The organism is Bacillus sp. EE-W1, from assembly GCF_009760835.1.
GTDB lineage: Bacteria > Bacillota > Bacilli > Bacillales > Bacillaceae_G > Bacillus_A > Bacillus_A wiedmannii.
On sequence record NZ_WIPE01000047.1, the window covers coordinates 18,883 to 30,315 of the forward strand.

The 11,433-nt window shown below is 33.6% G+C and carries 13 protein-coding genes, 3 pseudogenes and 1 riboswitch; of the genes and pseudogenes, 13 read left to right on the top strand and 3 right to left on the bottom strand.

The genetic code is table 11. The features are described from left to right. Positions 1 to 327: 327 nt before the first annotated feature. Positions 328 to 570 carry a hypothetical protein gene (locus tag GFJ36_RS04775; protein WP_223270640.1) on the bottom strand — a complete coding sequence of 81 codons (243 nt, stop codon included), beginning with the start codon at positions 568 to 570 and terminating at the stop codon, positions 328 to 330. A 115-nt stretch (positions 571 to 685) separates the two neighbouring features. On the opposite strand from GFJ36_RS04775, the gene GFJ36_RS30190 reads away from it, so the two are divergent. Both GFJ36_RS30190 and GFJ36_RS30195 read left to right on the top strand, forming a co-directional pair. Beyond that, complete coding sequence (locus tag GFJ36_RS30190; protein WP_255288471.1) at positions 686 to 817, top strand: hypothetical protein; 132 nt, start codon at positions 686 to 688, stop codon at positions 815 to 817. After that, a pseudogene (locus tag GFJ36_RS30195) lies at positions 814 to 1,006 on the top strand (lipase family protein); the annotation flags it as partial. The gene GFJ36_RS30190 and the pseudogene GFJ36_RS30195, both read left to right, overlap by 4 nt. A 64-nt stretch (positions 1,007 to 1,070) precedes the next feature. On the opposite strand, the gene GFJ36_RS04785 reads toward GFJ36_RS30195, so the two are convergent. Beyond that, positions 1,071 to 1,394, bottom strand: a complete 324-nt coding sequence (locus GFJ36_RS04785; RefSeq protein ID WP_176546175.1) for a hypothetical protein — start codon at positions 1,392 to 1,394, stop codon at positions 1,071 to 1,073. A 67-nt stretch (positions 1,395 to 1,461) separates the two neighbouring features. Between GFJ36_RS04785 and GFJ36_RS04790 the strand changes: the two genes are divergently transcribed. From GFJ36_RS04790 to GFJ36_RS04825, 9 genes and pseudogenes are all read left to right on the top strand, one after another. Then, positions 1,462 to 2,709: a lipase family protein gene (locus tag GFJ36_RS04790; protein ID WP_097890514.1), complete on the top strand. Its 1,248-nt coding sequence runs from the start codon at positions 1,462 to 1,464 to the stop codon at positions 2,707 to 2,709. 14 nt (positions 2,710 to 2,723) lie between these two features. Next, positions 2,724 to 3,020, top strand: coding sequence for a hypothetical protein (locus GFJ36_RS04795; protein ID WP_001137435.1), 297 nt, complete (start codon positions 2,724 to 2,726; stop codon positions 3,018 to 3,020). Positions 3,021 to 3,220: 200 nt separating this feature from the next. Further along, complete coding sequence (locus tag GFJ36_RS04800) at positions 3,221 to 3,802, top strand: TetR/AcrR family transcriptional regulator (RefSeq protein WP_097890512.1); 582 nt, start codon at positions 3,221 to 3,223, stop codon at positions 3,800 to 3,802. 2 nt (positions 3,803 to 3,804) lie between these two features. Next, positions 3,805 to 3,972, top strand: a complete 168-nt coding sequence (locus tag GFJ36_RS29000; protein WP_000783808.1) for a hypothetical protein — start codon at positions 3,805 to 3,807, stop codon at positions 3,970 to 3,972. A gap of 79 nt (positions 3,973 to 4,051) precedes the next feature. Further along, the gene (locus GFJ36_RS04805; protein ID WP_064473050.1) at positions 4,052 to 4,528 is read left to right on the top strand and encodes a PH domain-containing protein; all 477 of its coding nucleotides are present in this window, start codon (positions 4,052 to 4,054) and stop codon (positions 4,526 to 4,528) included. Beyond that, positions 4,521 to 5,960, top strand: a complete 1,440-nt coding sequence (locus tag GFJ36_RS04810) for a PH domain-containing protein (RefSeq protein ID WP_097890511.1) — start codon at positions 4,521 to 4,523, stop codon at positions 5,958 to 5,960. The genes GFJ36_RS04805 and GFJ36_RS04810 overlap by 8 nt, the downstream gene beginning before the upstream one ends. A gap of 201 nt (positions 5,961 to 6,161) precedes the next feature. Next, positions 6,162 to 6,815 (top strand): DUF975 family protein, encoded by a 654-nt coding sequence (locus GFJ36_RS04815; RefSeq protein ID WP_097890510.1) that lies wholly within the window; start codon positions 6,162 to 6,164, stop codon positions 6,813 to 6,815. 182 nt (positions 6,816 to 6,997) lie between these two features. Continuing rightward, positions 6,998 to 7,439 (top strand): annotated as a pseudogene (locus GFJ36_RS04820) (hypothetical protein). After that, a pseudogene (locus GFJ36_RS04825) lies at positions 7,436 to 7,697 on the top strand (CPCC family cysteine-rich protein). Before GFJ36_RS04820 ends, GFJ36_RS04825 begins: the two co-directional pseudogenes overlap by 4 nt. A gap of 66 nt (positions 7,698 to 7,763) precedes the next feature. Here GFJ36_RS04825 and GFJ36_RS04830 read toward each other — a convergent pair. Continuing rightward, positions 7,764 to 8,147: a hypothetical protein gene (locus GFJ36_RS04830; protein ID WP_088062349.1), complete on the bottom strand. Its 384-nt coding sequence runs from the start codon at positions 8,145 to 8,147 to the stop codon at positions 7,764 to 7,766. Positions 8,148 to 8,479: 332 nt separating this feature from the next. Between GFJ36_RS04830 and GFJ36_RS04835 the strand changes: the two genes are divergently transcribed. Both GFJ36_RS04835 and GFJ36_RS29385 read left to right on the top strand, forming a co-directional pair. Next, positions 8,480 to 9,016: a TetR/AcrR family transcriptional regulator gene (locus GFJ36_RS04835; protein ID WP_060489215.1), complete on the top strand. Its 537-nt coding sequence runs from the start codon at positions 8,480 to 8,482 to the stop codon at positions 9,014 to 9,016. A 171-nt stretch (positions 9,017 to 9,187) separates the two neighbouring features. Further along, a riboswitch (cyclic di-GMP riboswitch) is annotated at positions 9,188 to 9,280 on the top strand. Positions 9,281 to 9,339: 59 nt separating this feature from the next. Further along, the coding region (locus tag GFJ36_RS29385) for a SpaA isopeptide-forming pilin-related protein (RefSeq protein WP_242015936.1) at positions 9,340 to 11,433 on the top strand (2,094 nt) is incomplete at its 3' end.

An 11,433-nucleotide genomic window follows, 5' to 3' on the forward strand; every position in this document is an offset into this window, starting at 1 on the left:
TTCAGTATTTTTTTGATCTATAGTACATCCTCCTAAAAGGATAAGTGTGAAAGTAAAGAATAATCTTATAGCATATTTTTTCACGAATAATCACTCCATGAATGTTGCGTTATATTCCTCTTCACTAAATTGTATATCCACAGAATATGTTGTGGCTGGGTATAAAGAAACGGGACTCTAAAGTAAAAAGGTTATTAGTTTTTAAGTTTTAAATTTTTAATGTTGGGAGTTAGGCTTATTGAATAGTCATCCTAGCTTATATGCACATGAAATAATTAGAATTAATATAAATTCCCAACAAAAATATATTGTATTTTTATATTAATTTCACTCATCATAACTAATACTTTCAACCTTATATTTATCTTTATAATTTATATCTGCAGTTATTTTACGATTTGGATTATTGGTTACATGACCCGACACAAAAATTACTCCAAAATCTGCAGGGCCGAATTCGACTTTTGTCACTGTAACATCTAGTTTTTTATCCTCTTTAAAATGTTGGATTGCGATCTTTGTTGCTTTTTCTTTTAATGCTATTTCTTCATCATTTTTTTGTTTGTTCATATACATCAACCCTCCAATAAAAAGTATTATTATAATTACTATTAACAAAAATCCCTTTTTTTTCAAAAAAATCACCCTCTTCTAATAATAAACTATTTATTATAGGGGTAAAAGAATGAAAGAAAGTGCAGTTTTAGATCAAACTTATTATGATTTGGCAAAGGGAGCTTGTAGGAATAATTTAGGTGGAAATTATGAGATAAAGGATTATATAGATCAAAAAAAGTTTTACAGACATGAAAAGTAGGAGAAACATTCCACGATAAACCGGAATGGGCGCAGTAGTCTTTTTATTAGATGTGAATGGGGAAAAGCAAGTTATGGTAGCTTTCCGAGGAACAGAAGGGGATAAAATTATAAAGAAAAACTCTTTAGGCGTTCCGATGAAGCTAGGGAAGGTATGAGGGATTTAAAAACAGATACAAATCATTTTGTTAATAAAAAAATTTATATGCTAAAATATTTTACGTAAAAAAGACACTCTAGTGAGTGTCTAATAATTATTCTTTTAATTTTAGATTTTTAGAGTATGATCTAGAACTTATATTATACTCTCCACCCCCATATTCTACACCTACTCCAAACGTTTTGCTTTCATCTCCTTTAACATGTCCATCTATAAAAACAGTTTGAAAATCATTGGGGGAGAACTCATGTCCTGTAATTACTACATCTAGCTCCTCTCTTTCTTTAAAATATTTAATGGTTATCTCTTCTGCCTTTGCTACTATTTCTTTTTCTTCATTTGTTTTATTATTCATACTGCATCCCCCTAAAAGTATAAGTGTAAGGATAATGAATAATCTTATACCATATTTTTTCAATCAAAATCCCTCCATTAATGTTATTCTATATTTAGAATATATTAAATTATCTGGGAGGGGAAATGTTTTGAATGAAAATGATAAAGTTTTAGATTCTAGTTATTATCAAATGTCAAGGTTTGCTTATCGTGGTGATGAGAAGTTAGGAAACAGTATTGAGGTCACCGACAACAAAGGTAATCCTTTACAAAAATGGGAAGTAAGCGAGACGTTCCACGACAAACAAACCGGAATGGATGCAGTAGCCTTTGAACGAGATGTCGATGGGAAAAAGCAAGTTATGGTAGCTTTCCGAGGTACAGAAGGGGACAAAATTATAGAGAAAAACTCTTTAGGCATTCCGATGAAGCCAGGGGAAGGTATGAAGGATTTAAAAACGGATACTAATCATTTTGTATTACGAGAAGGTGTTCATGAACCAGCAGCACCTCCTGTAGCAGGGACTGAGAATGAAGGTTCAAAGAAATATTGGAATGAAGAGAATCAGCGCTGGGAAACACATAATCAATTCGAACAAGCTGAAAGGGTCATGAAACAAGTAACGGATACATACAAGGACAGGGATGATGTGGAGATATATACGACGGGTCATTCGTTAGGGGGAGCTTTAGCGGAATATGCAGCGGCATCTAATGATAATGTAAGATGTATGTCATGGAATGCGCCGAGTGCAAAACATTTGTTACCGCCTGATTTACAAGAAAGAGTAAATAATGGTGAGTTTAATAATAGAATTGTAAGTGTTGTTCACGGAAATGATTCAATTGGCTATGGACCATTTGGTGCATATGAAAGTCATATAGGATCGACTTATGCGGTAACCCCACCAATTTCGAAAGAAGAAATGTCAAAGCTATCATTACAGCAAAAGCTTGGGATGGATGTTACTCGATTTTTGAATTCGATAAGTGGCCCTGGTTATCATTATCAAACAGATCAGAACTTCCGGTTTGGAGAGAATGGGTCTTTATCCAATAAATACTTGTTAAATGTAGACACGAATGAAAGAGTTTATGATTCACCAGGCGCGTTATTAGGCGGGGGAGAAATTCGTGTAGTGGTAGAGAATTTAGAACAAGCCGTAAGAGATATGAAGCGAAACGCACAAGAATTTCAAGATAGAGTACCGAGGTTAATTTCTAATATGATGACACTATTAGAAACGGCTGAAAGTAGACGGGTAGAAGCTAAAGTAAATAATATACGTGCACATGTAGAGCATTTAAGTTTTTGGTACATACGAACAGCAACGGAAATTTCAGATTTTATTGAGAAGAAAGCCGATGATTATAAGAAGACGGATCAACAATATTAAGGGAGAAGATTAGGATGCCGAGAATTTACTTAAATGAAGAAGCATTGAACCAAGCTTTACAACAATTTGACCATATGATTCAAGACTTAAATCATAATAAAAGAGTTGTAAGTAATGTACATAATTTACTCTTATCAAGCTGGTCGCAACTTGGAGTGGGGAAGAAGGCTATTAGCGATTTAGAATCTTTTAAAAAAGATATCGAAAGAAGGATGGAAGAATTAGAGTCTGATAAAAGAGAGTTAAAGGGTGCGATTGATTTATTAAAAGCGCTGGACCAAAGCTATGATTATATGGGTCCTAAATATTAAATTACAAGAAGCACTCACAAAGGTGCTTTTTGTAGTTTAACTGGATTAAAGGTTATTGTAGTCATTATTAAGGAATATGATCCTAGATCCATAATGTAGATTGAAAAGTAATATACAGTTTTGAATCAAACTTGCAAATGATGATTTTTTATTTTACAATTTATTTACCGACCGGTAAGTAAAAATAAGTGAGGTACAGTATGACAAAGAATTTACAAACATCGCAAAACATTGTAGAGGCATCATTTAAACTTATGGCAGAGCACGGCATTGAGAAGATGAGTCTTTCCATGATCGCGAAAGAGGTAGGTATTTCAAAACCGGCTATTTATTATCATTTTTCTTCTAAAGAAGCGTTAGTCGATTTTTTATTTGAAGAAATTTTTTCTGGGTATCATTTCGTGAGTTATTTCGATAAAGAACAATATACGAAAGAAAACTTTGCAGAAAAGTTAATTGCCGATGGTTTACATATGCTTTCTGAATATGAAGGGCAAGAAGGAATATTACGCGTTATAAATGAATTCATCGTAACTGCATCGCGAAATGAAAAGTATCAGAAACGCTTATTTGAAATACAAGAAGATTTCTTAAATGGTTTCCATGATTTATTGAAGAAAGGTGTGGAACTTGACGTTGTGTCACAACAGGCAACGGAAGAAAATGCTCATACGTTAGCGCTCGTAATCGATAATATGAGTAATTACATGTTAATGGGATTCCAGTTAAAGTATAAAGAAATTTGGATTCGAAATGTGAAAAACGTCTTGAAGGAGGAATAAAAGTGAAAATGCAAAAAAACTGGTGGCTCGGTTTTCTCGGATTTATTGGGATTTATAAAATACCAGGTATGATTGAAGCTTTTCAAGCAGATGGAAGTTGGATGAAGTTAATTGGCTTCATTTGGCTACTTTGGTTCGGATATTTTATTCCTGAGAAGAAAGAAGATTAAATTTCAATTTTATGTAAAGTTATGTAAAATATAGATTGAGAGTATTCGTATATTAGATTACTAGATTTGGAGTGGTTACATGGATCCATTGAAAAATGAAATTAACCCTGACATGGTCAAGGTGTGGAAAGTTCGTGCTGTAATTGAAGAAGGAATCGGTATTCTCGTCATTTTAGCTTACCTTTTCCTCATGATAAAGTTTGATTGGTGGGCGTGGATTTTGTACGTGTTAATCGGGTTAACGGTTGCACTAGCGCCATTGGAGTACTTCGTATTCCCGAAACTTCGTCAACGTTATTATAGCTATCAACTAAATGAAGAAGAACTTGAAATTCAGCACGGTCTTTTCGTCGTAAAGCGCGTATTAGTACCGATGATTCGTGTACAGCACGTGACGATTGAACAAGGTCCAATTATGAGAAAATATGGATTAGCAGAATTACACATTTCAACAGCGGCAACTTCTCACAGCATCCCAGGCTTAACGATGTATGAAGCAGAAATGTTGAAAACGAAAATCGCAGAATTAGCGAAAGTGAGTGATGAGGATGTATAAGAGGCAGCATCCAATCACGATGTTATTAGAATTAAAAATAACAGATTTTATCCCACTCATTATTTTCATGTTTAGTTTAAATGGAAAATTCCCGTTTTGGTATTTAATTCCCGCTGCATTCGGTTTACTCACTGTTTTTTCAGCGTTTGAAAAATGGTATTACACAACGTATTGGGTTGAAAATAACGTATTACATGTAAAACAAGGGCTCTTTGTGAAGAAGGAGAGCTACTTAAATAAAGAACGTGTTCAAACGATTAATACAAGTTCTAACGTGCTATATCAAATGCTTGGCTTAAAAAAGATTCAAATCGAAACAGCTGGGGGAGGCGACGATGCAGAAGTAAGCTTAGCTGGTATTACAGTAGAAGAAGCAACAGAGCTTATTGCCATGCTAAATGATCCAACCCCAGAAGTGAAAACAGAAGAAACATCAGAAGAAGTAGTAGAAAAAGAAATCGTTACAGAAGAAAAACAAGCGACTGAATATAAATTAACTTGGAAAGAAATTTTGCTAGCGTCTGTTACATCTGGTCAGTTTGGACTATTATTCTCATTAATCTTTTTCGTGTATCACCAAGTAGATGAGTACATTCCGAAATGGATAGAGAATGGCGTCAAGTCGTATGTAATGGAACATGATATATATGGCTGGATTTTCATGATAGCTATTTTGATTGTCCTTTCATGGATTATATCGACAATCGGTTATGCGCTAAAACATGGAGATTTCACAGTGAATCGAAGAAATGATGAAGTCCGCATTTCGCAAGGATTACTTGAGAAAAAAGAACTCGTCCTAAAATTGCACCGCATTCAAGGTATTACGATAAAAGAAAGTATTTTGCGTCAGCCATTCGGTTATTGTGCTGTACAAGTAGAAGTGATTCAAGGTAAAGGACTGGGTGACGAGAAAGAAAAAGTTACACTGCATCCTATCATTCGAAAAGATCGCGTACAACAGTTACTCGCACATTTACAACTACCATATGAACTGAATACAAACATTATTTCATTACCAAAAGCAGCATTACGTCGTTACTTAATTGATAGTTTTATATTCTTCGCAATGCTAGCAATCCCGCTTACTGGAATAAGTATATACTTTGAAAAGTATTACATCATGTGGGCATTCATTCCGCTCGCGTTCCTCATCTTTACACTTGGATACGCAACATTTAAAACAAATGGTTACAGTGTAAACGGAGAGCAAATTACGCTTGTATATCGCAGCGTCGGCAAATATACAGGGCTTGTTAGAAGAAGGCACGTCCAATCAATGGAAAAGACACAATCCTATTTCCAGCGCCGTGCAAATCTATGTACGTACAAATTCTCTAACGCATCATCGGATTATAAATTAGAGCATACGAGAGTAGAAGATGCGGAGAGAATGCAGGATTGGTATAAGAAGAGAATGAGTGAGAATTAACTTGAAAAAGCTTGCCTATTATGAAAGGCAGGCTTTTTTTATTATAGGAAAATGAGTGACTTAATTCATATATTAGTAAAGCTACAGCGCACATATATCAATACATATCAAAAAAGGTAGTATGCTTCTATTTTAGGAAAATCTGTGGAATTTTTGATATGAATGGTATACTAATATAGAAAAAGTATTAGGAGGCTATATATGATAAGTCAGTTAAAAAGAGAAGCACTTGAGGCATTAAAAGGAAAATGGGGATTAGCGGTAGGGGCAACCTTATTAGTCGGAATCCTTATTGGAGCTGTTGAAATTTTAACTACAGGTATTTTCTCGATATTTTGGGGTTGGGAAGAAGCAAATGAGTCACTTACAGTAACTATTATTGCAATGTTTATTATCGGTCCGTTAACAGTAGGTGCTTCTTATTTTGTTTTAAATGTAATTCGCGGGACTAATGCTCGTATTAATCATATATTTAGATGGTTTAACGATGGAAGTAAGTTTATGAAATCGTTTTCAACATATTTACTAATGAATGTGTACTTGGTTCTATGGACATTACTTCTTATTATTCCAGGTATTATTAAATCATTTTCTTATTCTATGACATATTTTATTTTGAATGATCATCCAGAATATACAGCGAATCAAGCGATTACTGAAAGCCGTCGTATGATGAATGGACATAAAATGGATTACTTTTTACTATGCTTAAGTTTCTTAGGTTGGTTCATTTTAAGTATTCTTACTTTAGGAATCGGTTTCTTATGGTTAGTACCTTATTTCTACACGACATCAGCTGCATTTTATGAAGAGATTTCAAAAGAATATTATAAAAAAGAAGACACTACTTTCTAATAACCACCTATCCCCTAAAGAATATAGGGCACAGATAGTTTAGATGTTCTGTTTATGGGGAGCACTTCAGGATAAGGTATAGGTTTTTATATAAAAATTCTGCCCGCTATGTTTTAGCATAGAGGGCTATTTTTTCATGTGAAAATAATGAATAATATATGTGAAACAAAAAAGCGAGGTGAATGAGAGTGAGCAAGTTTTTAATTCCGTATTCATTTTCTATATTAAGTTTCTTTATTTCAGTAACGGCACTTGATTTATATGATAGGATAGGAAAAAATGATGAGATGACTTCGCCAAACATAATTGGAAAGATAATTCAATCTACTGCGCAAATGGGAGTCCTTACATTATATTTCGGAGTACCTATCATTTTAGGTGGCTGTCTACTTGGGGAATTATTGTTTAGAGGTATCATTTTACGATTTAAACTAAGCTATATTATATCTTTATTATTATATTTACTTTTAGCTTGTAGTATTGTTTCAGTAACAGTTGGGATTCCAACTACATATGAAGATTCTAATATTTTTTTCATGGGAATAACTATGATTTGCGCTGTTACATTCTTTGTGGGCCGGAATATATCGGAAAAAACAAGTTAATAATGGAGTGACAGAATGAAATACACTTGTCCGTGCTGCGGTTATAGAACAATAGAAGAACCACCAGGTAACATATGAAATTTGTAATATATGTTATTGGGAAGATGATGAGGTTCAGTTTAACGGTCCTGACTTTGAAGGCGGGGCGGATGAAGTTTCGTTAAGACAAGCACAGAAAAATTTCATTACATTGGGTGCTTGCGAGGAATGTTTTGTGCAATCAGTTAGAAAGCCAAATAGTGAAGATGTGAAGGACGCTAGTTGGAAGCAAATTTAGTAAGTAAAATGTTATTACTCAATTTATCAGGAGTAATAACATTTTTTTTATGCAATGATGAAAGAATTAACGCCGTCTTATAAGATAAAATAGTAAAGATGATACAGTAATAGGAAGGCCAGTATCCAGAAAAGCTTCTAAATAAAAGGATAGAAAATCTCTGTCATTAAACCACATAAAGAATAAATGATTGTAGGAAATACCTAACAGTATAAATAAAGGAATACCGATCTTTAATTCGTGACTTCCTTTTATTTTTCTATAACAAAATTCACCTAATAAACAACCGATAAGAACAGGAATGCTTCCAAGAATTAAAAACATAATAATAGATACCCAAATCGGTCCCCATGAATCCGCATAATTTGGAACTAGTGTATACTGTAAAACGTTCACAATGATAGAAAAAACCAGTAAGCATATTAAATAACTAATAGAAAATTTTTTCAATGGAATCATCCTTATAAAAGTTCACTTTATTTTTATGAACATATAAACCTCTTTGAATTATAGATTAAATATATAAGGATAATCAATTTGTATGCATTTCATGTTTATGGATATATTTTCAACGAATATAAATGTATAGATGTATAGTCAATTGTGAGTATTTGATGTTATCATATTGAATGATATGGAAATTTTTAATAGAAGAAGCAACGAACAATTCAAAGGTAATGAAGCCTTTGTGGTATAAAGAAAATATTTATTATTACTCAGCGATATTAAAAATAAGATACGTATTTATATAAATTTAGTAGAAATGGGGGTTTTAAAAAGGAATGAGTATAAGTATAACAAGGCAAAAAATTTTAGCGGCCGCTTCTCAAATTGTGCAATGTAAAGGGGTTGCTAAGTTAACCTTAGAAGCGGTAGCAAAAGAGGCGGGGATAAGTAAAGGTGGATTGTTGTATCACTTTTCAACTAAAGAAGCTTTAATAGAGGGCATGATACTCAAAGGGACGGAGGAGTATCAAGACGCTATTCACAATAAAGTAGCGGAGGACTTAGAGAAGAAAGGAAGGTGGGTACGTTCTTTTGTAGAGGAAAGATTAAGTAATGAGGGAAGAGTAGAAGAGCTGGGTAGTAGTATGATGGCAGCATTAATGCTAAAGCCTGAATTACTTGAACCGTTAAAACAATCATTTCAGCAACTGCAAAATAAAATAGAAAATGATGAGATAGATTCAGTTTGTGCCACAATTATTAGATTAGCGGCAGATGGATTATGGTATTCGGAATATTTAGGGGTTGGAAGACTAAGCCCCGAATTAAGAGAAAAAGTGATTCAAGCTCTTATTTTTAATTCATATAAATAGAATATACGAACTATATAATGTAAAACAATTCACCATTGCTTATTTAATGCACTGGTGAATTGTTTTTTTTATTAGAAAAATAGAACAATTTCATAGAGTATTGAATTATAACCGTCCAGACGGTATAGTAATATTTGGTTTAAGAGGAAAATGAAACAAAAAAAGAATAAAAAATATTTTTAGCACACTATTCGAAAGGATAGGCCGCAAAGCTTAGAGTCTACGGTAATACATATTGGTTACTAAGATCGTCTGGTTGCACATTTTTGATGCAACCGGACGGTCTTTTTTTGTTATATAAATATAAAAAATAGGAGGGAATTATGCAAATGAAAAGTACTAAGAGGCATATTTCGATGGTTTCATTAGTTTTTCTAGTATTATTTTCAGTGCTAAATGTGTGGGCTCCAGTTATTCAAGCCGCTGTGATAAAAAATCCAGTGGACGAGATTAATATCTCCCGTACTGATGGTACAACGTCTGAACCATATCAAGCCTCAGATGGCATGAAAGTAGAAGTGAAGTGGTCAGCTAAAGAAAAAATAAAAAGTGGAGATCAATTCACAATTGATATGCCAAAAGAATTTAGAAAAGATCTTATGAATATGAGTTTTCCTTTAAAAGATGCTGAAGGAAAAACAGTTGGTACATGTGAGATGAAAAAAGGTCTATTGACATGTACTATGGGTGATTACGTAGAAGGAAAGAATAACGTTAAAGGTTCTTTATTCGTAGAATTCTACTTTGGGCTAGAAGCATATGATGGTGTCAAAGAAATTCCATTAGAATTTAACGTTGATGGTCAAATCGTAAATAAAGAAGTAAGTGTAAATAATACGACAGAGAGACCGAAGCCACATCCCAATACAGATAATCTATTGAAATGGGGTTCTTATAATCAAGAAGATCCATCAATTGCTGATTGGCTTGTATATGTAAATGCAACTGGAACAGAAATGCAAGATCTTAAATTAACAGACACATTAGGACCTGGGCATGAATTAATTACAGATAGCTTAGTATTAGAAGAGGCTGTATTTGAAGATGGCTATGCACCAACAAATATTAAGCCAGCAGATTTATCTAAAATTAAAATCAATGCAACGAAAACTGGATTTACAATTGAATTTCCAGACAGTTCAAAAGGTTATATTTTAAGATATAAAACAAAGATTACCAATCCCGCTGCAAAGCCTCATAAAAATACAGTGAAATTAGAAGGCAAAAATATTAAAACTGAAGAAAAAGTAGGAGAAGTATTCGTAAGTGGTGGGGGAGGAACTGGTTCAGGCGACGATCATCCACCTAGTATTGAAAAGAATATAGTTGATGAGAGTGGTAAGCTTGTAGAGAATCAGCAGTTAGCGCAAATGGATCAACCTATTCAATATCAAGTTGGTACACATATACCAAACGATCCTCCTAAATACACATCTATGGTAATTAGTGATGATTTAGAAGATGTATTAGAAGTATTAGAGGCAAAAGTGTATGATCAAAATGGCCAAGATATTACTTCTAAAGGAACACTAAAGATAGATAAACAAAAAAGTGAAGTAACATTTACGTTCGGTGAGAGTTTTGACTATAAGTCATATGAAGACCAGATAATTAACCTTAGTATTAAGGCGAAAATTAAAGCTAATGCAGACTTATCTTCTTACGTAGATAAGAAGATTCCTAATAAGGCAGAATTACATTTTGATGATAAAACATTAACATCGAAAGAAGTAAATGTTACACCGCCTGAAGCTCCAAAAGAAGGTACAGTATCGATTCATAAAATAGATGCTGAGAATCCGAACAAAGGGTTAAAAGGTGCCGAATTTGAAGTTCGAAATAGTGCAAATGAAGTTGTTGCAAAACTGATAACGGACGAAAACGGCTTTTCAGTACCTCAAACTTTAGCTCCTGGGACGTATAAAGTTTATGAAAAAGTAGCACCTGAGGGATATCAAAAATTAACAAGTCCGGTAGAGGTTACACTTCAAGCTGGAGAAACAAAAGCAATTGAAATTAAAAATACTTTGCAAAAGGGTCAAATTGAATTAAAGAAAATTGATTCAGAAAATGGTGAAAAACCATTAGCAAATGCAGAGTTTGATATAGTAAAAGACGGTGTAGTAGTTGAGCATATTATTACAGATAAAGATGGTAAGGCAATTTCTAAACCGTTAGCGCCAGGAAAATATATTTTAAAAGAAACGAAAGCGCCTGAAGGATACCAATTAAAAGAAACAGAATTCGAAGTAAATGTAACAGGGGACGGTATATTCCCGATAACAGTAGAAAATGCAATGACAGACAAAGGTAATGTAGAAATTACAAAGGTGGACAAAGAAAACGGTTCAGTATTAGCGGGTGTCGAATTTGAAGTCCAAGATGAGAAAGGTGAAGTAGTAAGAAAAGTAACGACG